Origin of the sequence: Acidilutibacter cellobiosedens (assembly GCF_004103715.1) — a bacterium.
Classification (GTDB): Bacteria; Bacillota; Clostridia; order Tissierellales; family Acidilutibacteraceae; genus Acidilutibacter; species Acidilutibacter cellobiosedens.
In genome coordinates this window covers 862,659-885,953 of the sequence record NZ_CP035282.1, presented here as the reverse complement: position 1 = coordinate 885,953, position 23,295 = coordinate 862,659, and the positions used below count along the sequence as shown (strand labels likewise).

Below are 23,295 nucleotides of genomic sequence, written 5' to 3'. Positions count from 1 at the left end.
CTAATTTCCCCTTTCTAAATCAGTCTATAATAGTTTCATAATTTATTTATATCATTTATCAACTTTGTATGTCAACGAAATGTAAGTTTTGTAATCATAATGTAACATTAACTTAATTTAGATAGGGCTTTATAAAGCTCATCACTTCCTGGTTCTGAAATATTTTCCTTTTTCCCCATTTCCTCGACAAATATTCCTTCCTCTATTATCTCTCCAATAACAGACAATTTAATTCCTTCTTTTATAAAATTCTCTTTTATCTCTTCAATATTACCCGACGGTACTACTGCAAGCATACTCCCACTGGAAATAAGTCTGTAAGGATTTATATCGAAAGACTCGCAAATTCTTTTAGTAACTTCTTTAACAGGAATATTTTCCTTCCATATCTTTACTCCTTTTTCTATAACCTTGGAAGCTTCCCACACTGCTCCGTATACCCCTCCTTCAGTTATATCATGCATATAATTTGCTCCCAATTTTCCCAATATTACTCCTTCTTTAAGAACACTTAGTAAATTGTCCATATTCAAAGCATCTTCATATTCATCTATGGAAAGTTTCTCTTTCCATTTTTCTCCCATTTCCTTTACTATAATAGAAGTCCCTTCTATTCCTGCCCATTTAGTCATTATTATTTTATCTCCCACTTTAACTTTAGAAGGATCAATTATTTTATTTCTGTTCTGCTTTCCGATAACAGTAGCAGATAATACCATTCTGTTTACTGCGGCGGTTATTTCTGTATGGCCTCCTATTATTTCCACATTCAATTCACAAGCGGCTCTGCCTGCTTCTATCATTATATTTTCAATATCTTTCACAGTAGTGTCCGGAGGAGCCATAATAGTTAAAAGTACTCCCAACGGTTCACCTCCGCTTACTGCTATATCATTACATGATATATTTATAGCTAACTTACCTATATTCTTATCAGTTCCCGTAATAGGATCTGTTGAAATTATGCATAAATCTCTATTAAAGTCAATTATTGCATTGTCCCTTCCTACTCCGGCTCTCACAATAACTTCATCTCTTTTTTTCTTTATATTTGAAAATACTATCTTTTCAAGTACGTCATTCGGCAGCTTTCCTATTTCCATTTATTATAAATCCTCCTCGTTCGTGTATTTATTAATTTTAATCTTTATTTTTATCATATCATTAAATTTATTTAAAAACCATTAAAACCTATAATCTGCCTAATAAATAAAGATTCTATTATAATTAATACAAATATTGGATAAGATAACATTTAGCATTAAATAAGGGAGGTAGTATTTTTGATCATTGCATGTAACGAAAATTGCATATATCAAGAAGAAGGAGTATGTAAACTAAATTATGCTACTTTTTCCTCCGGAACCCCTCTCGGAACCTGCCCATATTTTAAGGAAAAGAAAAAAGAAGAAAAAAATAAAGACGGAATTTAAATTCCGTCTTTATTTTTTTCTTCTTTTTTTAATGTTCTATTATATATGTCCACTTAAACTCAAGGTCAGCACCAACAGGGAATCTTATAACATCTTTAACATACGGCTTTTGAACAAAGTTTCTTGCATTATACCATATTGGGAATACAGGAAGTTCTTCGGCCAATATCTTTTCGGCATCGAGCATTGCATCTATTCTTTCGTCGCCTTCACCGTTTACTGCCTTCTTGATATCCTCGTCATATGCTGCATTCGACCAGAAAGCCGTATTGTTTCCTGCGCCGGTTACCCAAAGGTCCATAAAGGTCAGCGGATCGTTGTAGTCTGCGCCCCAGCCTGCAAATGTCGTTGTATAATCTTTTCTGTCATACCTGTCAACTCTAATCTTAAATGATACTGTTTCTATTTTAACATCAATTCCTAAATTCTGCTTCCACATGCTCTGAATTGCTGCCGCTTGCTTCTTAGCGGTATCGGACTCTCCCGTAAGGAATGTCGTATGTTCTTGGAACTGCTGAGCAGTGATTCCCAATTCCTTAAGGCCTGCTTCAAAATATTCCTTTGCCTTTGCCGCATCAAATGCCGGGAAAGTATATTCTTTGTTATCCAACAGTTCTTTTCTGTTCTCGGCAAATTCCTTTCCCCCTTTACCCGGAAGAAGTGTCGGGGTAAGTCCATCAGCAAGTATAGAACCATTAGCCAATACATTGTCAACAAAGGATTTTGCATCTATTGCAAAACTAAGACCTTTTCTGATATTTAAATTCTTTAAATATTCATCTTCGCAATTATATTGGATGTACCAAGTAGTAGCTTCGGCAACAGATCCATATTCCGAACTGCCTTTGTATTTTTCAAGGAAATCTGAAGGAACTGCCGTTACATCAAGTTCATCGGTATCATAAAGATTTATATAAGTATTGCTGTCTGTAATCATATCTCCTTTTATCTCCTGAAGCTTAACTGTTTCAGCATCCCAATAGCTGTCGTTTTTCTTTAAATTCAGATTCTGTTCATGATTCCATTCGCTTATTACATACGGGCCGCTGTAAACCATCTTGTCGGCAGCGGAAGCGTAAGTATCTCCGAAATTCGTAACAGCTGCGGATTGCGCAGGAACAAATGTTACAAATGATGTCAAACTCAGGAAGAAAGGCACTTTTCTCGTCAATTCAACTTGGAACGTCTTATCGTCAACTGCTTTTATTCCTACCTGAGATCTATCGGTTATCTCTCCTGCAAAGAACTTGTCGGCATTTTTAATTCCTGCCGTATCGGTAAGCTGATAGGAATATTGAGCAGCTACTTCTGGGTCTATTGCTCTGAACCATGCGTCTTCAAAATCCTTAGCGGTTATCGGTGTTCCGTCGGACCATTTTGCATCTCTCAACTTGAAAGTCCAAATTTCTCCGCCGGATTCCGTATCCTTCTTCTCATAGCTTTCGGCAAGACCTTTTCCGACTGTCCCATCGGGATTAAGCCTTACAAGGCCTTCCATACATGCATTGAGAATTTCCATGGATACCTGGTCTGTCGTAGTCTGAGGATCCAAATCCGGTGGTTCCGAACCCCAGTTTATCCTTAAAACCTGTTCTGCCGCCAATTTTTCAGTTTTTTCTTCCTTTTTCTCTTCTTCATTTTCGCCATTGGTTGCAGGCTCTTCTGATTTACCGCAACCTGTTAATACTGCGGATAATACCATTACCACCACTAAAAGAAGCAGTAACCATTTGTGTTTTCTCATTAAAGCTTTCCCCCTTAAATATAATATATTTTGAATATTTTGATTCATCTGTCTTTAGCTTAAATAATCACCCCCTAATATATACTTTATTATTTAACTTATTCGATATCTTTTAAAAAAATCCTTTTTATTTAAAAACATTTTGAACAATAATTTAAAATTATTAGAAAAATTAAACAACAGCATTCCACTAACAAAATTATAAATAAATTTTAATATTCTGTCAAGAAACAACTTTTAAAAAATACTATTTAATTTTAAAATTTGAATTTTAAATAGAAAAACAGAAAAAGTATGAATATTATACAATCTTTCAATAATAGCATCACTTTTCATATGTTTATTTATAATATGAAATCCATTTGGGAGCAAAAAAAAAGTGGGGCAAAGCCCCACTCTTTATTAATGTTCTAATATATATGTCCACTTAAATTCAAGGTCAGCACCAACAGGGAATCTTACAACATCTTTAACATACGGTTTTGTTAAGAAGTTTCTCGCATTGTACCATATTGGGAATATTGGAAGCTCTTCAGCCAATATCTTTTCACCATCGAGCATTGCATCTATTCTTTCGTCGCCTTCACCGTTTACTGCCTTCTTAATATCCTCATCATATTTTGCATTCGACCAGAAAGCCGTATTGTTTCCTGAACCGGTTACCCAAAGGTCCATAAATGTCAACGGATCGTTGTAGTCTGCCATCCAGCCTGCCAATGTCGTCGTATAATCTTTTCTGTCATACCTGTCAATTCTCAGTTTAAATGAAACCGCTTCTATTTTAATATTGATTCCTAAATTCTGTTTCCACATGCTCTGAATTGCTGCCGCATATTTCTTAGCGACATCTGACTCATCACTGAGGAATGTTACGTGTTTTTCAAATTCTGCTGACGTAATACCTAATTCTTTAAGACCTTTATCAAAGTATTCCTTTGCTTTTGCCTTATCAAATGTAGGATAAGTGTATTCTTTCTTATCTAACATTTCTTTTCTGTTCTCAGCAAATTCCTTTCCGCCTTTACCCGGAAGAAGAGTTGGTGTAAGACCATCGGCAAGTATAGAACCGTTAGCCAATACATTGTCAACAAAGGATTTTGCATCTATTGCTAAACTAAGGCCTTTTCTGATATTTAAATTCTTTAAATATTCATCTTCGCAATTATACTGGACATACCAAGTAGAAGCTTGGGCAGCAGATCCGAACTCAGGACTGTCTTTGTATTTTTCAAGGAAATCTCCCGGAACTCCTGTCAGATCAAGTTCATCGGTATCATAAAGATTTATAAAAGTATTGCTGTCCGTAATCATATCTCCTTTTATCTCCTGAAGCTTAACTGTTTCAGCATCCCAATAGCTGTCGTTTTTCTTTAAATTCAAATTCTGTTCATGATTCCATTCGCTTATTACATATGGGCCGCTGTAAACCATCTTATCTGGAGCGGAAGCGTAAGTATCACCAAATTTTGTAACGGCTGCAGATTGAGCCGGAACAAATGTGGTAAATGATGTCAAGCTCAAGAAGAAAGGCACTTTTCTCGTCAATTCAACTTGAAACGTCTTATCATCTACTGCTTTTATTCCTACCTGAGATTTGTCTGTTATCTCTCCTGCAAAATACTTGTCGGCATTTTTAATTCCTGCCGTATCAGTCAACTGATAGGAATATTGAGAAGCTACATCAGGACTTATTGCTCTGAACCATGCGTCTTCAAAATCCTTAGCGGTTATCGGTGTTCCGTCGGACCATTTTGCATCTCTCAACTTGAAAGTCCAAATTTCTCCGCCGGATTCCGTATCCTTCTTCTCATAGCTTTCGGCAAGACCTTTTCCGACTGTCCCATCGGGATTAAGCCTTACAAGGCCTTCCATACATGCGTTAAGAACTTCCATGGATACCTGGTCTGTCGTAGTCTGAGGATCCATATCCGGTGGTTCTGAACCCCAGTTTATCCTTAAAACTTGTTCTGCCGCTAACTTTTCTTCTGCATTCTCATCTTTTTCTTCTTTTTTCTCACTGTCTTTTGCCGGCGTTTCACTCTTGCCGCAACCGACTAATACTGTAGACAATGCCATTACCACTACTAAAAGAAGCAGAAGCCATTTGTGTTTTCTCATTTTAAAATTTTCCCCCTTAATATAATGAAATATTTAAATGTCCAGATTACTTTCTAAAAAGTAATCTTATTTTTATAATACTACTTTTTTGTACAAATTACGAGAAATTTTATTTAATTATTTTAATTATTTAATTATTTAATTATTTAATATTATTTACCTTGTTTACCATATGACAAGCCACAAAATGATCCGGTCTCAATTCTTTCAGTTGGGGTGCTTCTTTTTTACATATATCTTCAACAAATCTGCATCTCTCCTGAAATTTACAGCCTGGTAAAGGATTTACAGGACTTGGTACTTCTCCTTCCAATATTATTCTTTTCTTTTTAGCTTCTATCTCAGGATCAGGTATTGGCACTGCCGAAAGTAGAGCCTGAGTATAAGGATGATACGGTCTTTCATATAATTCATGGCTTTCCGCAAGTTCCACTATTGCCCCCAGATACATTACGGCAATTCTGTCGGATATATGCTTAACCATACTCAAATCATGAGCTATGAATAAATAAGTCAACCCTAAATTCGATTGGAGGTCTTCAAGAAGATTTACTACCTGAGCCTGAATTGATACGTCCAAAGCAGATATAGGCTCATCACACACTATAAATTCCGGTTCTATTGCCAAAGCTCTCGCCACTCCGATTCTCTGCCTCTGACCTCCGCTGAATTCATGAGGAAATCTGCTGGCATGTTCTCTGCTGAGTCCTACCAATTCCAAAAGTTCATATATCCTTTTTTGTCTTTCATGTCCATGATACAATCCGTGAATATCTATTCCTTCTCCGATAATATCAGTAACAGTCATCCTCGGATTTAAAGATGCATAGGGATCCTGAAATATCATCTGAGCCTTTCTGGTAAAATTCTTTCTTTCATTTTTGTCAAGCTGAGCTACATTCATGCCTTCAAATATTACCTCTCCGTCTGTCGCCTGATATAATCCGATTATAGTTCTTCCTACAGTTGATTTACCACAGCCCGACTCACCTACAAGTCCTAAAGTTTCTCCTTCTCGTATAAAAAAACTTACGCCGTCTACTGCTTTTAATGTGAGACCTCTTCCTACTGCAAAATATTTCTTCAAATCTCTCACTTCTATAAGAACTTTGTTATTATTAGTCATTCTTATACCGCACCTCCTTTAGCAAATTTGTCGTCAACCTTAGGAGCCCATTCATGTTGCAACCAACAATGAGTATAATGGCTTTCTGTCAAATTGGTTCTTACAGGGCCATAAGTTTTGCAGACCTTCATTGCATAATCACATCTTGGTGCAAAGGGACATCCCTTAGGAGGAGCGAACAGATCCGGAGGAGTTCCATATATCGGCACAAGCCTTCCCTTTGTCTCCATGTCAAGCCTCGGAACCGACTTCAATAGTCCCCAGGTATAAGGATGCTGAGGATGATGGAATATTTCCTCACTTGTTCCGCTTTCTATAATAACCCCCGCGTACATAACGGCTATTCTATCCGCAACTTTGGCTACAACTCCCAGATCATGGGTAATCAATATTATCGCCGTATCAAGTTTTACCTGCAAATCCTTCATAAGTTCCATTATCTGTGCCTGTATAGTAACGTCAAGAGCCGTAGTAGGCTCATCGGCTATTAAAAGTTTAGGATTGCAAGCCAAAGCTATGGCTATCATGGCACGCTGTCTCATTCCGCCGCTGAACTCATGGGGATATTGATCCGCTCTTTTTCCCGGATTTGGAAGCCCCACAAGTTTGAGCATTTCAATGGCTCTTTTTTTTGCTTCATCTTTAGGCAATTTTTGATGCTTCATTAATCCTTCCATTATTTGTTTACCTATCTTCATAGTAGGATTAAGTGAAGTCATAGGGTCCTGAAATATCATACTTATATCCTTGCCTCTGACTTTTTCCATCTGTTTATCACTGTATTTAGATAAATCTTTTCCCTCAAAAAATATATTCCCGCCTTTAATTCTCCCCGGTGGCATAGGAATTAACTGCATAACGGTTTGGGCTGTAACGGATTTTCCGCAACCTGATTCTCCTACAATGGCCAAAGTTTCTCCTCTGTTTACATGAAAGGTTACTCCTCTGACTGCTTGCACTTCACCTGCATAGGTATCAAAAGATACATACAAATCCTTTACATCTAATAAAAGTCTTTCTTTGTTTTCTATATTTTCCATTTTTATATCCCCCTTACGTCCTTAACCTTGGATCAAGTGAATCTCTCAAACCATCTCCAAGTAAGTTAAATGCAAGCATGGTTACACATATTAATACAGCCGGAAACGCCAACTGATAAGGATAGATCAGGAATAATCTTGCGCCTCTCTGAGCAAGAGTTCCCCAGCTTGCATACGGTTCCGGAAGACCTAACCCTATATAGGATAACATAGCTTCTGTAAATATGGCACCCGGTACTTGAAAAGTTAAGTTAATTATTATTGGTCCCATTGTATTTGGAACTAAGTGCCTGGTTATTATTCTGGACGAATCTGCACCAAGAGTTTTGGCTGCAAGGACAAACTCCATCTGTTTTAACTGTAAAACCTGACCTCTTACTATTCTCGCCATGCCTCCCCATCCTGTTATGGATATGGCTATAATAATCGTTCCCAAACCTTGCCCCAATACAACCATAAGAAGTATTACCCATAACAGAGTAGGTATGGAATATATAATTTCAATAATACGCATCATTATGAGGTCTGCATACCCTCCTACATAGCCTGAAATTCCACCGTAAAGTATTCCTATGGTTACATTAATAACCGTAGAAATCAAAGCTATGAATAAGGAAACCTTAGCGCCTTCCCAACATCTTACAAATATATCCCTTCCTAATTCATCGGTTCCAAACCAATGAACACTGTTAGGTCCTTTGTTTATAACGGTAAAATCCTGATAATCATATTCCCATGGTCTCATCTTAGGTCCCACAAAAGCCATAACCACAATAATAATCAACAATATTAAACTGAAAATTGCCAATTTATTTTCTTTAAGTCTTCTCCAAGCATCAGCCCAGTAGGTCAAACTCGGTCTGACTATTTTTTCATAATCTGCAACATCTTTTCCCACTACTTCAAACATATCTTTGGAAAGATTCATTTTATCCGTTTTAGCTACATTATTTGTATCTGCCATCTTTTTCCCCCCTATTCCAATCTTATTCTGGGATCTACTACACCATAGAACAAATCAACTATATACATCATCAGTATCAGTATTGCCGCATAAAATATAGTTGTTCCCATGATAAGAGTATAATCCTGCTGAGTAATACTCTGAACAAAATATTTACCTATTCCGGGAACGGCAAATATACTCTCTATAACAAAGGATCCGACAACAATTCCTGCAAAGGAAACTCCAAGAATCGTAACTATCGGAAGAATGGCGTTTCTGATTGTATGTTTCCACGTAACCGCAAAGCTTGAAAGTCCCTTTGCCCTGGCAGTCCTGATATAATCCTGGTTTAAAACGTCAAGCATACTTGTCCTCATCATTCTTGCAATATAAGCAATATAACTTGCTCCCAATGCACAGACAGGCATTATATAGTGAGCCGGAGTCCCCCATCTGGCAACGGGAAGAACTTCAAGCCAAACCCCGAATATCCATTGAAAAAGTGCCGCAAATACAAAACTCGGAACGGAAACCCCTATTACTGCTAAAACAATAACAAAATAATCGATGGCTTTCCCTCTATGAAGTGCCGCAGCTATTCCAAATAAAATTCCCAGTCCCGCTCCCAGAGCCAATGCATATATTCCTATTTTAAACGATGCGGGAAAACCGTCTCTGAGCATGTCATTTACCGATCTGTTTTTGTACTTCATAGAATCTCCAAGATCACCCTTCAAAATATTTTTTAAATAAGTTCCATACTGAACTATTAAAGGCTTATCTAACCCATATTTCATCTTCAGCTTTTCCATTATTTCCGCGGGAATTTTTTTCTGGTCCGTAAAAGGATCTCCCGGAATGGAATGCATTAGAAAAAACGTTATTGTAATTATTACCCACAGAGTCAAGATAGCCATTAAAGTTCTTTTCACAGTATACCTTAACATAAATAACATCACACCCCCACTATTTTTTTATTTAATAAATTAGATTAATTCCTCCTCTCATCCATAAAAGAATTAAATTAAAGGGTTCACACACCTATTATTCTTAATAAAGTTAAGTGAAACCCTTATAATTCATTCTATTATACTATTTAGTCAAATAAACCATTCTCCCTCATAAAAATTAATTGTTCAAATATTTAAATAGTTTAAATGTTCCTTACTATAATATTAGGAGATTTTAAATATTTTTTCAATTAAAAATATTTTAACATTATATTAATAAAATTTAATATTAAAATATATAGTATCATTTTGCTTTAATAATTTCAAGTATTAACTTATTAACGATTTGAGGATTTGCTTTTCCTTTAGTTTTTTTCATAACCTGGCCTACCAAAAATCCTATGGCTCTATTCTTACCATTTTTGAAATCTGCCACAGATTGAGGATTTTCGGTTATCACCGTGTTGACAATATCCTTTATTTCTTCCTCATCATTCATTTGGATCAATCCTTTGTCCCTAACAATATCCTTCGGTGATTGACCGGTTTCAAACATTTCCTTTAAAACCTTTTTGCCTATGTTATTTCCGATTTCACCTTTATTTACCATATTCAATAATTCTGCAAATTCCATAGGATTAAATCTGATATCTTCTATCTGCATATCCTCATCTTTTAGTCTTCTTAAGATATCTCCCATTATCCAATTGCTTACCTGCTTATAATCATCAACATATTTGGATGTCTTCTCAAAGAAATCGGCTAATTCTTTTGTCCCTGTAAGTACTTCCGAATCATATTCAGGTAAACCATACTCCCGCATAAATCTTTCCTTTTTTTCTTGAGGAAGTTCAGGAAAATTTTTTCGTATATTTTCAATCCATTCTCCTTTAATTTCCATTTTGACAAGATCCGGTTCCGGAAAATATCTATAATCTGAAACTCCTTCTTTTCTCCTCATAACAACAGTTTCATTTCTGATCTCATCCCATCTTCTGGTTTCCCTTACAGTATCCTTACCCTGAGACAAAAGATCCCTATGCCTTTTTTCCTCATACTCCAGCGCTTTTACTACTCCTTTAAAGGAATTGATATTTTTCATCTCGATTATCTTGCTTTTCTTCCCTGTGGATTCTTCAACTACATTTATATTGACATCGCATCTTAAAGAACCTTCCTCCATTTTGCAATCAGATACTTCAATATATCTTAAGGTGGCCTTGAGCTTTTCCAAAAAACTCCTTGCTTCTTCAGGAGAATTCATATCAGGTTCAGTAACTATTTCTATTAAAGGAACTCCGCTTCTGTTAAAATCCATGAGAGTTTCCCCTTTTTCCGAATGAATGGACTTTCCCGTATCCTCTTCCACATGAATTCTTATAAGTCTTATCTTTTTCGGTTTGCCTTCCCTTTCTATTTCCACGTATCCCCCGCTGCAAATAGGAACATCATATTGAGAAATCTGGTATCCCTTAACCAAATCAGGATAAAAATAATTCTTTCTGTCCATCTTCGTAATCTTTGCTATATTGCAGTTAAAGGCAAGGCCTGCTTTTATACAATATTCCACTGCTTTTTTATTTATTACAGGAAGCGCTCCCGGAAGTCCCAAGCAGACAGGACAGCAATGGGTATTTGCTTCTCCGCCAAATTCCGTACTGCAGCCACAAAACAATTTTGACTTAGTCATAAGCTCCACATGTATTTCAAGACCTATTAAGGTTTTATATTTCATTTTCTTCACCTCTTAAATCCGGTAATATTTTTTCTGTTCCGCTATTCTTTTCAAAAGCATAGGCAGCTCTCAATATCTTTTCCTCATTGAACCTATTACCGATTAGTTGAAGTCCTACAGGTAAATTTTCTATATAACCGCAAGGAACTGATATAGCACAGCAACCAGTCAAGTTTACGGAAACCGTAAGAACATCTGCCATATACATCGATACCGGATCATCCGATCTTTCTCCTATCCTGAACGGAAGAGTAGGAGATGTAGGGGACAGAATCAAATCATATTTCTCAAAAATTTTATCAAAATCCTTCTTAAGCAATCCTCTCACTTTTTGAGCTTTTTTATAATATGCATCATAATATCCGCTGCTTAAAGAATAAGTTCCAAGCATTATTCTTCTTTTTACCTCTTCTCCAAATCCCTGTGATCTTGTATTTATATATAATTCATTTATGTCAGAATAATCTTTTGCTCTATAACCATATCTTATTCCATCAAAACGAGCCAAATTAGAACTTGCTTCAGAAGTTGCAATTAAATAATAGCAGGGCAATGCATACTGAGTATAAGGTAAAGATACTTCTTCTATCGTCGCCCCCAATTTTTCAAAGGCCCTTGCGCTTTCACGTATCCTTTCACTTATGTTTTTGTCTACTCCTTCTCCGAAATATTCTTTCGGAAGGGCTATTTTCATTCCCTTTATATCTTCAGACAAATATTTCATATAATCTTTCTTCACCATATTAACAGATGTGGAATCTTTATCATCATACCCTGAAATTACATTAAGCATAAAAGCACAATCCTCTACATTCCTTCCAAGGGTACCTATTTGATCCAAAGAGGAAGCAAAGGCTATAAGGCCATATCTGGAAACCAATCCATATGTAGGTTTAATCCCGACAACCCCACAAAAACTTGCCGGCTGTCTTACGGAACCACCGGTTTCCGAGCCCAATGCAAGGGGTGCTTCAAGAGAAGCCACGGCTGCCGCAGATCCTCCGCTGGAACCTCCCGGCACTCTGCTTAAATCATAGGGATTTTTTGTATTCTTAAATCGGGAATTTTCCGTAGAAGACCCCATGGCGAATTCGTCCATATTGGTCTTTCCTATAATTATTCCTCCCTCATTTTTTATTTTATCCACAACCGTTGCATTATAGGGAGGAATAAAGTTTTCCAATATTTTAGATGCACAGGTGGTTTTAATTCCCTTAGTCACAATATTATCCTTAATTGCAACAGGTATTCCTTCAATGGCTCCAAGTTTTTCTCCTCTTGATATCTTCTCATCTGTTTTTTTTGCTGACTTTAAAGCATCTTCCTTAGTCAAAGTAATAAAGGCATCCACTTTTTCTTCTGCTTCTTCTATTCTCTCAAAATATGCTTTTATAACTTCTTCACTTGATATTTCTTTGGATTTTATTCTTTCAGCCAATTCCTTTGCGGAAATTTCAACTATTTTCAACTGTTTCACCTCTCTCTACTCAACTACCTTCGGCAATTTAAAATAGCCGAATTCTTTATCCGGAGCATTTAGAAGAGCATCTTCTTTTGGAATACTTTCTTTAACTTTATCTTCTCTCATCAATTGAATTAAAGAATTAACTTCATACATAGGCTCCGCCTTTTCTGTATCTACCTCTTTCAGTTTTTCCACATATTCCAATACCTCAGAAAATTTTCTTGTAAAATCCTCTATCTCTTCTTCATTAAATTTAAGCCTGGAAAGCTCCGCTATGTGCTTCACTTCCTCTTTCGAAATCATAATACTCCTCCTCTGTTTAAATCTTAAACTTGTAACTATTTTACCACTAAAATACTCGAAAAATCAATATACTCCAACGTAAGATAATGTTAATGGGTCAATCAAGGCTTTCTTGATTGACCCATCATAATTACTTAACCTTATTTCCCCGGTGCTTCACTTTCCGGAACTTTAGTGGTTTCCTCAGCGGGAACCTCCTTGACTTCAACTGTACTGTTCTGAACGGGAACTTCTTTAGCAGGAACAGTCTCAACCGTTGTGCTGTTTTGAATTAAATCCTTGAAGGTTAAAGAATTGTCACTATTGACATCAGGAATATTAATTTCCATATCCTTATTGATATTATATGTCTTTGTACTAAAATCAACTCTTAATTTTAATACAGGTGAATTTTGGTCGGAAGGAATAGCTTGTGAAGCTTCACCATTATTTGCAATTTTCTCTATAGCCCCTATGTCAATATTCAAATCCAATTTTCCAACCTGATGTACAATATAACCTTGGCTGTTTACGCCATATTCAACAACTAATCCATTATCGCCTAAGATCTTCAGATTCTCAATTTTATCCATAAAATCATTAAATTGTTTTTTTATCTCAGGAACATTCTCTTTAACAGTTATTTCAGTGGGGCCATCTGCTTTCCCAATAACCTCCATATTAAGTTTTTCTTTGCTTAATGCCTTATCCTGTACGCCTACGGCTTTATTTATTCCTTCAATATATTTTTGGGTAAATTCTACCATCTCTTCATTGTCCAAATAGCTGTTTCCTATATATCTTACAAGTTTTTTAAATGATGCATCGTCTAATTTTACATTATAAATATATAAAGATTTTCCGTTAACAGTTCTTGTCCCTTTAAAAGTTGCCAATTCAACATCAGGATCAAATTCATCATAGTATTTCTGTAATGAATTCAATAATTCAGGCTGAATTTCTTTACCGAAATTTATTAATTTATTAAGATCTACATTTTCATCTCCTGTATTTAACACATCTCCGATATCATAAACTATAAATTTCTTGTCCTTATTTCCCTGGGCTATTGAATTCATAACCTCAGACGGCATTTTTATAATTTCCTTCAATTTAGGTGTATCGGAGGATAAATCCGCTTCAGCCCACACTTCTGTATTTGTGTTTAGTATGTTCCCCATCTTAATGTCTGTCTTTACATATGATTTTGATGCTGTCTTTTCTTCATTTTGAATTGTTTTCTGGTACATATTGATTTCCGCACCATTCATCATATTGATCGCCTGCTGAATTTCTTCTTGCTGCTCTTTTGGTAAATTTTCTCCTTCTAAGCTGAATACAAGTTTTGTGTCACCTTCCATCGATGATACTTCGTTAGATTTTTGTAAAGCATTATAAAGATTTTTCTCGGCTCCCGTGCAGCCGGTAAATGACAAGGCCAGCACCAATACCATAACTAAAACAACTGCTTTCTTCATTTTTATTCCTCCCAATTTTGACTTTTATATGTGTTATAACTAAATATAACTATATATTATATTATACAAAAAATCAATAATTCATCCGTATTAATCATTTATATAATTCCTCTTCATTCAATATTTTTATTCCCAGTTCAACTGCCTTCTCATATTTAGAACCCGGATTTTCTCCCGCTATTACATAATCCGTCTTTTTGCTTACACTGCTTGATACCTTACCCCCTAGGCTTTCAACCATATCTTGTGCCTCTCTTCGCGTGTATTTTTTCAAAGCTCCGGTTATTACCACAGTTTTCCCATTGAATATAGACTCTTTTTCCTTCCTTTCCTCAAATGAAAGAACTATCCCTTCTCTTAATAATTTTTCGATTCCCTGACGGATTTTTTCATCATGGAAAAATTCTATTATGCTTTTGGCCACTATATCTCCTATATCAGGTATGGATATTAATTCTTCATAGGATGCATTCATCACTCCGTCTAAGGATTTAAAATGATTTGCCAAATCGCTTGCCGTTCTTTTTCCCACATTAGGAATTCCCAAAGCAAAAATAAATGAACTTAAGTTTGCTTTTTTACTGCTTTTTATTGACTGAAGAAGGTTGTTTACCCTTTTGTCTTTAAATCCGTCCAGTTTTATTAAATCCTCATATTTCAATTCGTATATCTGAGGGATATCTTTTAGGTTCAATACTTCAAAGAGCTTTTCCGCAGTTTTATCATTAAAGCCCTCAATATTCATACCGTCTCTTCCGGAAAAATGGACTATTCTGGAAACAAGTTGAGGCTTACAGGTCAATGAATTAGGGCAAAACATATGAACCCCCATTTGAATCAACTCACTTCCACAGTAAGGGCATTTAACAGGTTTTTCAATTGTTATCTCTTCCTCGTTAGGCTCCATGACTCCCATTATTTCGGGAATTACATCATTGGATCTCCTTATAAGTACTTTCGAACCTATTTTAACCTTTTTTCTCTGAATATCATCCCAATTATTAAGCGTAGCTCTCTTAACCGTCACTCCGCCGATTTCAACAGGTTCCAATATTGCCGTAGGGGTTACCTTCCCCGTTCTTCCGACATTCCATTTGACCTCCAGCAATTTAGTCGTAGTCTCTTCCGCTTCATACTTATATGCAATTGCCCATCTGGGAAATTTTAAAGTATATCCCAAGATATCCTTTGTCTTTGTATCATTAATTTTTATTACAACTCCATCCGTAAGAATATCTAATCTTTCCCTTTCGCTTTTCACTCTTTCTATTTCTTCAATAACCTGATCTATACTTGTAAATACCTTCAAATAATTACTTACGGGAAGCCTGTTTTCCTTTAAAAAATCAATCATTTCCACATAGTCATGGAATGTTTTCCCTTCAATATATCCTACATTGTAAAAATAACCTATTAGCTTTCTCTTCCTCGTTTCATTGGGATCTAAGTTTCTTAATGCTCCTGCCGCAGCATTTCTCGCATTTTTCAAGGGTTCTAAGGCTGTCTTGTTATATTCCTCTAAAGCAGATAAAGGCATAAGCCCTTCCCCTTGAATTTCGACCAGTCCTTTGAAGGGAATTTTCAGTGGAATCGATTTTATAGTTTTCAATTGAGGAAGTATGGCCTCTCCTACAGAGCCGTTTCCCCTTGTAGCCCCTTGAACCAATTCTCCGTTGTTATAAGTAAGGTTAATTGTAAGTCCGTCAAATTTATATTCTGTAACATATTCTAAGGGAGGCAATTTTTCGTTATTTTTTTCATTGTAGTCGTTGATTATCCTTCTAATCCTTTCATCCCAATTTATCAGTTCCCCTGTACTGCGGCTTTTGTCCAAACTCCACAGTTTTCCAAGATGAACATGCTTTTCAAATTTTTCAAGTATTTCTCCGCCTACTCTTTGAGTAGGTGATGATGGAAGTGTAATTCCCGTTTCCTTCTCGAGTTTTATCAATTGACTATAATATTCGTCATATTCCTTATCGCTTACTTTAGGATTATCCAAAGTATAATAATAATAATCCAAATCATCTATTATATCTATTAATTCTCTCATTCTATCTATGCTTTCCATTATCTAACCTCCCTTACAAACTCTATAGGAGCAATTGAAAGAAGCAATTTTTTTAATCCCTTATTTTCAAAAGCAACAACTATTTCTTTATCTTCACCTACTTTTTTTATCTGCACTACAGTACCCATTCCCCACATTTTGTGATTAACCTTACTTCCGATTTGAATGTCCTCTTTAAGATTCACTTTCTTTTCAAATCTATTTTTAATATCTGTCCTTTCCTCATATTCAATTTCATCTTCCTGTTTTTCTTTTCTCTGATCATTCTTGCATATTTTTAGCATATCATCGGGAATCTCTTTTAAGAACCTGGAAGGCAAGCTGTAGGTCGTATTTCCATATATAGTTCTTAAGTTTGCATAGGAAATATATAAAAGTTCTTCAGCTCTTGTCACTGCTACATAGCAAAGCCTTCTTTCCTCTTCCATATCATGAATACTATCCAAAGCTCTGCTTATCGGAAAAAGCCCTTCTTCCATTCCGACTAAAAATACCACCGGAAACTCCAGTCCTTTTGCACCATGGACGGTCATCATGGTTACCACGTCTTTTCTTTCATCCGTCTTATCAACGTCGGAGAGCAATGACACATTTGCAAGAAAGTCCTCTAAAGTTCCCCCTTCATAATTAGTCTCAAAATCCACTGCCACAGATATAAATTCTTTTAAATTTTCTATTCTGCTTTGGGATTCAACAGAATTTTCTTCTTCCAATTCTTTTATATAACCCGTCGAATATACAACTTCTTCTATAAAATCTCTTACTCCCATTATCTCCTTCATAGCCAAAAATTTGTTTATCATAGCAGTAAAAGATTTAATGACATTTCTTGCTCTCCCACTTAATCCTTGTATTTTATCTAAATCAAGTAAAGCACCATATATGCTTTCTCCGGTTTGAGAAGTATACTTTTCTATTTTCCCCAGCGTAGACGCCCCTATCCCTCTTTTAGGCACATTTATAATCCTTCTGAGAGAAATATCATCTAAAGGGTTTTGAATAAGCCTCAAATAAGCAATTAAATCCTTTACTTCCTTTCTATCATAAAACTTTAATCCTCCTACAATTTTGTAAGGTATGTTGTTTCTTATAAATGTTTCTTCAAAACTTCGGGATTGAGCATTAGTCCTATATAGTATAACAAAATCACCATATTTATATTTCCCTTCCTCTATCAGATCAATAACCTTTTGAGTAACAAAATTTGCTTCTTCCTTTTCATCGAAATTAATTTTAAGAGTAGCATATTGCCCTCTTTCTTTGGCAGTCCACAGTTTTTTGCCTTTTCTCTCCGTATTGTTCTTAATGATGGAATTGGCAACATCAAGAATATTTCCCGTGGAACGATAATTTTGTTCAAGTTTGATTACTTCCGCGCCTTTGAAATCTCTTTCAAAGTTTAAAATATTTCTTATATCGGCACCTCTCCAGCCATATACAGATTGATCTTCATCTCCAACGACACAAATATTTCCGTGCTTCCCTGAAAGATATTTTATAAGTTCATATTGGGATTTATTAGTATCCTGATATTCATCAACAAATATATACTCAAATTTGCTTTGATATTTCTCACGAATTCTTTCATCGGATTTAAGAAGAAAAACAGTTTTCAAGATCAAATCGTCAAAATCCAATGCATTGTTCTTCTTAAGTTTTTCCTCATAAAGGCCATATATTTCTCCCACATTTCTCCTATAATAATCCTTATAATTTTCATTTATGTAGTCATCGGGATCAATCATGTCATCCTTTAGAGAACTGATAATGTTAATTATAGGCTTTTCCTGAAAAGTTTCCTTATTTAAATTTTTTTCTGTTATACATTCCTTTACTAAAGTCTTTTGATCAAGAGAGTCATATATGGAAAAGTTTCTTTTATAACCAATTGATTCAATTTCTCTCCTCAATATTCTTACACACATGGAATGAAAAGTTCCCATCCATATATCTTCCACTCTCCCCTTAAGCAAACCCTCCACCCTTTCTTTCATCTCTTTTGCTGCTTTATTCGTAAAGGTTATGGCCAGGATATTGCTCGGAAATACTCTCTTTTCCTCAATCAGATAAGCAATTTTATGAGTGATAACTCTGGTTTTCCCGGAACCGGCTCCCGCCAATATTAACAATGGGCCTTCCGTGTGAAGAACCCCTTCCTTTTGTTTTTCATTAAGTCCCTGTAGATAATCCACATCATTTCCACCTTTCCCTAAAATATCTCGGAAATTATTTTTCTAAATTATTATATCATATATTATCTTTCTTAACATATTAGTTAAAAAAGACTTTTCCATAGGAAAAAGGGATTTTCCTTATTGAAAATCCCTTTTTAAAATTAGTTTATATTATTGAATTTGTCTGAAATGGTATGAGCAAATTTTTCTGCGTTTTTTAAATCTTCTTCATCAGGATGTCCCTTGGCAAATCCTCCCCACAATTTAAATATAAAAAATGTATCATACCCGGTACAGCTAAATTCGCCTAAGACATTTGCTCCCTTTTCCTTTAAAGATTTTATAGCAGGATCGTTGCAGTTAGTATTTCCTCCTCCTCTCGTGGAAAATACAAAAACATTTTTGCCCTTCAAGTCCGCATTCTCAATTATATTTCTCATGTTTTTATGATATTTTCCCGCATATATTCCTGAGCCAAAGCCGATTAAATCGTAATCCCCTATCATACCGTTGTCAAAATCAACATCCTTTATCAGCTTTCCATCCAATGCGGCGGATATCCTTTCGGCAACCTTTTTTGTGTTAAAATGATGAAAAGATGAATAAACAATTAACGCTTTCATTTTCATTCTCCTTCTAACAAAAAATTTTATCCCTTAAAATAATTATATCATTTTAAAGGATAAAAATAAACATTATGGTAAATAAACTAATAATATCTTTTTATATTACTTTATTCCATTACTATAAACCAATACTCCATTCTTTATAACTTTCTCCACTATATTAACTCCTGTGTTATAAGGAAGAAATTTATAAGAAGGATATTCCAATACAACCAAATCTCCTTTTTTGCCAACATCTATGCTGCCTATGGTATCTGCCCTGTCTAAGGCTGCCGCTCCGTTTATAGTCATGGCTGTAATTGTTTCTTCTATTGTCATATTCATGTATATGGCAGATAAAGCAAAGATAAGGGGTATCGAATTGGTAAAACCGCTTCCCGGGTTGAAATCAGTTGCCAATGCTACTCCACAGCCATTATCTATCATATATCTACCCTTGGCAAACGGCTCCCTTAAACAAAAAGCCGTCGTCGGAAGCAGTGTACTTACAACTTTTCTTTCAGCCATATCTTTTATTCCCTTATCGGAAGCATGGAGAAGATGATCTGCAGAGACGGTTCCCAATTCTGCACCCAGCTCTGCTCCTCCAAGAGAAGCTATTTCATCTGCATGAATTTTTAATTTCATTCCCAACTCTTTTGCCTCTAAAAGAATTTTTCTTGATTCTTCTACGGAGAAAACTCCTTCTTCACAGAAAACATCACAGAATTCCGCTAATTCGTTTTCCGCTACATAGGGCATTACTTTCTCTATCATAAAATCTATATAATCATTCTGCTTTCCTTTATATTCAGCGGGAACAGCATGGGCACCCAAAAACGTTGATACTACATCCACCGGATGGATATCATTAAGTTCCTTCATAACTTCCAACTGTTTTATTTCCGTATCATAATCCAATCCGTATCCGCTTTTCCCTTCCACCGTCGTTACTCCAAAATGCAGCATGGAATCCAATCTTTTCTTTCCTAAGCCTATAAGTTCTCCTCTTGAAGCTTCTCTTGTAGCTTTGACAGTATTGGCAATGCCTCCTCCTCTGTTCATTATATCCATATAGCTGTCACCCTTAAGCCTCCAGGAGAATTCTTCTTCTCTGTATCCTCCGAATACAAAATGGGTATGGGAATCCACAAAACCCGGCAATACACATTTGTTTTCCAGATTTAAAACCTCATAATTATTTTCATCATATTTGCTCAGAATGTCCTCTGTCTTTCCTGCTGCTTTAATTAGCCCTTCTTCTATTACCACGCTTCCGTTCTCAATTATGTGAATATCGGACATGTCCTTCCCGAATTTAGCCTTGTTCCCACTGCATGTAACAATTTGGGAAGCATTTTTTATCAAAATATTTCCTTTTTTCATCTTTTCACCTACCAATTATAGTTTAAAATAGGACCTTACACCATACATTAAGTATGATGTAAAGTCCTATTCATTATTTTAACTTTTCAAATATATCTTCTACAGCATTTTTAATCATTTTTTCATCTGTCAAATAAGGAATTGTAATATGGCCTTTACCTTCATTATCTTTATTAAATTTAGCGGCTGTTTCCATGGAATGTTCATTTCTTGCCCAAGATCGTCTTGCAACTCCGCTCATAACATCCCACAATATAGCTGACTTGATCACTTCATCTACTCTATAACTTCCATCAAGTACCAATCCAAATCCTCCGTTTACTGCCTTACCTATTCCTACCCCGCCGCCATTATGGAGAGAAACCAAACTCATACCTCTTGCAGCGTTTCCTGCATAACATTGAACAGCCATATCTGCCATGACATTGCTTCCGTCTTTAATATTTGAAGTCTCCCTAAATGGGGAATCAGTTCCAGATACATCATGATGGTCTCTTCCTATCATTACAGGACCTATTTCTCCCTTTCGTACCAGATCGTTAAATTTAAGAGCTATTCTTATCCTGCCTTCCGCATCCTGATATAATATTCTTGCTTGAGTTCCCACTACCATCTTATTTTTTTCCGCATTTTTTATCCAATTATAATTATCCCTATCCTGATATCTTCTGTTAAAATCAATACATTCCATAGCGGCATGATCGGTTTTTATCAAATCCTCGTGCTTTCCGCTTAGGCATACCCACCTGAATGGGCCATATCCATAATCGAAAAGAAGGGGTCCCATTATATCCTCTACATAGGAAGGCCATATGAATCCGTCTTTTTCATCCACGCCATTTTTTGATATTTCCTTGATGCCCGCATCATATACGGCCTTCATAAAAGAATTTCCGTAATCAAAGAAATAGACTCCTCTTTCTGTTAAAACCTTAATCAACTTAAAATGATGCCTTAAGGTGCTGTCAACTAATTTTACAAATTTTTCCGGATTTTTGGCCAAAAGCCTCGTTCTCTCTTCAAATGTTATTCCTTCAGGACAATATCCTCCTTCATGAGCATTATGGCATGACGTCTGATCGGAAAGAAGATCTACATGTATGTTATTATCTACCACATATTTAAGCAGATCAACTATATTTCCAAGATAAGCTATGGACATAGGCTCCTTTTTCTTTAAAGATTCATCTGCCCATGAAAATACTTCTTTCAAATCGGAAGAGCACTTTTTTACCCATCCTTGTTTGAGGCGAGTATCTATTCTGGATTTATCAACTTCCGCTATTATACCTACTCCATGAGCTATTTCCGTTGCTTTGCCCTGAGCTCCGCTCATTCCCCCGAGACCGGACGTAACAAACAGCTTTCCTCTTAAATCTCCGTCATTGGGAATCCCCAATTTTAATCTTCCTGCGTTCAATATGGTATTATAAGTTCCATGGACTATTCCTTGAGGCCCTATATACATCCATCCTCCGGCAGTCATCTGTCCATAATTGGCAACTCCCATCTCTTCAGCAATTTCCCAATCTTTCATATTGTCAAACATTCCAACCATTAAAGCGTTTGTAATTATTACTCTTGGCGATTCTGGTCTCGACTTAAATAAACCAAGGGGATGTCCCGATTCCAGTACAAGAGTCTGATCCTGAGTCATTACACTTAAATATTTTTTTATCAGCCTGTACTGCATCCAATTTTGACAAACACTTCCTGTTTCCCCATAAGTAACAAGTTCATAGGGATATAAAGCCACATCAAAATCCAAGTTATTATCAATCATAACCTGAAAAGCCCTTCCTTCAATGCAGTTGCCCTCATACTCGTCAATGGGCTTACCATAAATTCTGCCTTCCGGTCTGAACCTGTATCCGTAAATTCTGCCTCTTGTTGTTAACTCATTTAAAAATTCCGGGATTAATTGTTCATGATATTTTTCAGGAACATATCTCAATGCATTCTTTAATGCAGTTTCTGTTTGAGACTTAGTCAAATGAAATCCCCTGTCCGGTGCTCTTCTTATACCTTCGACAAATTTAGGCATCTCCGGAAGATAATCATCAAGTTTTATTTTAATCATTTTTACACCTTCCTCATTAATAAATATTTATTTAATATGCTATAAATTAACTTTTGATAGTATTTCCCTCTCCTTATCATTAACTTTTGATTCCAATTCACATACATCTCTTCTCACAGCTTCTGTAAATTTTTCATCTTTTATGGAACCTAAATTTATTTTAACATTATATAATGCGGAAATAACTGCGGTCCTTGCCGAGAGGGCAGCCACCGCACCATCTGTTACGGCATTTTTATTACCTTTCAGTACTACCTTCTCCGCTAAAAAAAACAGTTCATAAGCATCCTTTGCCACATTTAACGGAACCAATGCCGCCTTTTTAAAGGATTCCTGAATGATATTTTTTCTCTCATTCTTTTCCTCATCGGTATTCTTAGGAAGCTTGAAAGCTGCCATTATACTGTTAAAAGAATTTGCATCTTCATCTATATAATTGATAAATTTTTCTTTATAATCTTGTGCTGTTTTTTTTATCTCTTCCATTTCTTTTTGAACATTCTCGTATCCTTTTTTACCTAAGGTCAAATTGGCAACCATTTGTATTAAGGCAGCCGCCGAAGCCCCATTCAATGCCGCAATGCTTCCTCCCCCAGGAGCGGGTGAGTCTGATGAGGTTTCATCCATAAATTTTTTAATACTCATTTCCTTAAACATATACT

At 35.9% G+C, this 23,295-nt stretch carries 18 protein-coding genes; 1 reads left to right on the top strand and 17 read right to left on the bottom strand.

What is annotated here, in order from left to right; all coding sequences use genetic code 11:
• Positions 1-107: 107 nt before the first annotated feature.
• Entirely contained in the window at positions 108-1,103 is a 996-nt protein-coding gene (locus EQM13_RS04185; RefSeq protein WP_128752037.1) for an AIR synthase family protein, read from the bottom strand.
• Positions 1,104-1,283: 180 nt separating this feature from the next.
• Here EQM13_RS04185 and EQM13_RS04180 point away from each other — a divergent pair, with 180 nt between their 5' ends.
• Complete coding sequence (locus tag EQM13_RS04180; protein WP_114217969.1) at positions 1,284-1,433, top strand: hydroxymyristoyl-ACP dehydratase; 150 nt, start codon at positions 1,284-1,286, stop codon at positions 1,431-1,433.
• 28 nt (positions 1,434-1,461) lie between these two features.
• Here EQM13_RS04180 and EQM13_RS04175 read toward each other — a convergent pair whose 3' ends face one another.
• From EQM13_RS04175 to EQM13_RS04100, 16 genes are all read right to left on the bottom strand, one after another.
• Positions 1,462-3,177: a peptide ABC transporter substrate-binding protein gene (locus EQM13_RS04175; protein ID WP_128752036.1), complete on the bottom strand. Its 1,716-nt coding sequence runs from the start codon at positions 3,175-3,177 to the stop codon at positions 1,462-1,464.
• 402 nt (positions 3,178-3,579) lie between these two features.
• Positions 3,580-5,295, bottom strand: coding sequence for a peptide ABC transporter substrate-binding protein (locus tag EQM13_RS04170; protein ID WP_114217971.1), 1,716 nt, complete (start codon positions 5,293-5,295; stop codon positions 3,580-3,582).
• A gap of 142 nt (positions 5,296-5,437) precedes the next feature.
• Complete coding sequence (locus tag EQM13_RS04165; protein WP_128752035.1) at positions 5,438-6,421, bottom strand: ABC transporter ATP-binding protein; 984 nt, start codon at positions 6,419-6,421, stop codon at positions 5,438-5,440.
• A gap of 2 nt (positions 6,422-6,423) precedes the next feature.
• Positions 6,424-7,461 (bottom strand): ABC transporter ATP-binding protein, encoded by a 1,038-nt coding sequence (locus EQM13_RS04160; RefSeq protein WP_128752034.1) that lies wholly within the window; start codon positions 7,459-7,461, stop codon positions 6,424-6,426.
• A gap of 13 nt (positions 7,462-7,474) precedes the next feature.
• Positions 7,475-8,425 carry an ABC transporter permease gene (locus tag EQM13_RS04155; protein ID WP_240662993.1) on the bottom strand — a complete coding sequence of 317 codons (951 nt, stop codon included), beginning with the start codon at positions 8,423-8,425 and terminating at the stop codon, positions 7,475-7,477.
• An 11-nt stretch (positions 8,426-8,436) separates the two neighbouring features.
• A complete protein-coding gene (locus tag EQM13_RS04150) occupies positions 8,437-9,354 on the bottom strand; it encodes an ABC transporter permease (protein ID WP_128752033.1) in 918 nt (305 codons plus the stop codon).
• Positions 9,355-9,661: 307 nt separating this feature from the next.
• A complete protein-coding gene (gene gatB, locus EQM13_RS04145) occupies positions 9,662-11,092 on the bottom strand; it encodes an Asp-tRNA(Asn)/Glu-tRNA(Gln) amidotransferase subunit GatB (RefSeq protein ID WP_128752032.1) in 1,431 nt (476 codons plus the stop codon).
• The gene (gene gatA, locus EQM13_RS04140) at positions 11,082-12,560 is read right to left on the bottom strand and encodes an Asp-tRNA(Asn)/Glu-tRNA(Gln) amidotransferase subunit GatA (RefSeq protein ID WP_128752031.1); all 1,479 of its coding nucleotides are present in this window, start codon (positions 12,558-12,560) and stop codon (positions 11,082-11,084) included. The genes gatB and gatA overlap by 11 nt, the downstream gene beginning before the upstream one ends.
• Before the next feature lie 15 nt (positions 12,561-12,575).
• Positions 12,576-12,860 (bottom strand): Asp-tRNA(Asn)/Glu-tRNA(Gln) amidotransferase subunit GatC, encoded by a 285-nt coding sequence (gene gatC, locus EQM13_RS04135; protein ID WP_206172803.1) that lies wholly within the window; start codon positions 12,858-12,860, stop codon positions 12,576-12,578.
• A 140-nt stretch (positions 12,861-13,000) separates the two neighbouring features.
• Positions 13,001-14,317: a hypothetical protein gene (locus EQM13_RS04130; RefSeq protein ID WP_128752030.1), complete on the bottom strand. Its 1,317-nt coding sequence runs from the start codon at positions 14,315-14,317 to the stop codon at positions 13,001-13,003.
• Between the two features lie 94 nt (positions 14,318-14,411).
• Positions 14,412-16,388 carry an NAD-dependent DNA ligase LigA gene (ligA, locus tag EQM13_RS04125; RefSeq protein WP_128752029.1) on the bottom strand — a complete coding sequence of 659 codons (1,977 nt, stop codon included), beginning with the start codon at positions 16,386-16,388 and terminating at the stop codon, positions 14,412-14,414.
• Positions 16,388-18,580: a DNA helicase PcrA gene (gene pcrA / locus EQM13_RS04120; protein ID WP_128752028.1), complete on the bottom strand. Its 2,193-nt coding sequence runs from the start codon at positions 18,578-18,580 to the stop codon at positions 16,388-16,390. The genes ligA and pcrA overlap by 1 nt, the downstream gene beginning before the upstream one ends.
• A 143-nt stretch (positions 18,581-18,723) precedes the next feature.
• Complete coding sequence (locus EQM13_RS04115; protein WP_128752027.1) at positions 18,724-19,185, bottom strand: flavodoxin family protein; 462 nt, start codon at positions 19,183-19,185, stop codon at positions 18,724-18,726.
• Between the two features lie 105 nt (positions 19,186-19,290).
• Positions 19,291-20,553: an imidazolonepropionase gene (gene hutI / locus EQM13_RS04110; protein WP_128752026.1), complete on the bottom strand. Its 1,263-nt coding sequence runs from the start codon at positions 20,551-20,553 to the stop codon at positions 19,291-19,293.
• Positions 20,554-20,626: 73 nt separating this feature from the next.
• Positions 20,627-22,633 carry a urocanate hydratase gene (locus tag EQM13_RS04105; protein ID WP_071139712.1) on the bottom strand — a complete coding sequence of 669 codons (2,007 nt, stop codon included), beginning with the start codon at positions 22,631-22,633 and terminating at the stop codon, positions 20,627-20,629.
• Between the two features lie 39 nt (positions 22,634-22,672).
• A complete protein-coding gene (locus EQM13_RS04100) occupies positions 22,673-23,290 on the bottom strand; it encodes a cyclodeaminase/cyclohydrolase family protein (RefSeq protein ID WP_128752025.1) in 618 nt (205 codons plus the stop codon).
• Between the last annotated feature and the right edge of the window lie 5 nt (positions 23,291-23,295).

Excerpts from the sequence above, each read along its gene's own strand:
- hutI (WP_128752026.1), bottom strand. The coding sequence starts at position 20,553 with ATGAAAAAAGGAAATATTTTGATAAAAAATGCTTCCCAAATTGTTACA.
- EQM13_RS04130 (WP_128752030.1), bottom strand. The coding sequence starts at position 14,317 with ATGAAGAAAGCAGTTGTTTTAGTTATGGTATTGGTGCTGGCCTTGTCA.
- EQM13_RS04175 (WP_128752036.1), bottom strand. The coding sequence starts at position 3,177 with ATGAGAAAACACAAATGGTTACTGCTTCTTTTAGTGGTGGTAATGGTA.
- EQM13_RS04115 (WP_128752027.1), bottom strand. The coding sequence starts at position 19,185 with ATGAAAGCGTTAATTGTTTATTCATCTTTTCATCATTTTAACACAAAA.
- EQM13_RS04150 (WP_128752033.1), bottom strand. The coding sequence starts at position 9,354 with ATGTTAAGGTATACTGTGAAAAGAACTTTAATGGCTATCTTGACTCTG.
- ligA (WP_128752029.1), bottom strand. The coding sequence starts at position 16,388 with ATGGAAAGCATAGATAGAATGAGAGAATTAATAGATATAATAGATGAT.
- gatC (WP_206172803.1), bottom strand. The coding sequence starts at position 12,860 with ATGATTTCGAAAGAGGAAGTGAAGCACATAGCGGAGCTTTCCAGGCTT.
- EQM13_RS04185 (WP_128752037.1), bottom strand. The coding sequence starts at position 1,103 with ATGGAAATAGGAAAGCTGCCGAATGACGTACTTGAAAAGATAGTATTT.
- EQM13_RS04100 (WP_128752025.1), bottom strand. The coding sequence starts at position 23,290 with ATGTTTAAGGAAATGAGTATTAAAAAATTTATGGATGAAACCTCATCA.
- EQM13_RS04170 (WP_114217971.1), bottom strand. The coding sequence starts at position 5,295 with ATGAGAAAACACAAATGGCTTCTGCTTCTTTTAGTAGTGGTAATGGCA.
- EQM13_RS04160 (WP_128752034.1), bottom strand. The coding sequence starts at position 7,461 with ATGGAAAATATAGAAAACAAAGAAAGACTTTTATTAGATGTAAAGGAT.
- EQM13_RS04155 (WP_240662993.1), bottom strand. The coding sequence starts at position 8,425 with ATGGCAGATACAAATAATGTAGCTAAAACGGATAAAATGAATCTTTCC.
- gatB (WP_128752032.1), bottom strand. The coding sequence starts at position 11,092 with ATGAAATATAAAACCTTAATAGGTCTTGAAATACATGTGGAGCTTATG.
- EQM13_RS04165 (WP_128752035.1), bottom strand. The coding sequence starts at position 6,421 with ATGACTAATAATAACAAAGTTCTTATAGAAGTGAGAGATTTGAAGAAA.
- EQM13_RS04105 (WP_071139712.1), bottom strand. The coding sequence starts at position 22,633 with ATGATTAAAATAAAACTTGATGATTATCTTCCGGAGATGCCTAAATTT.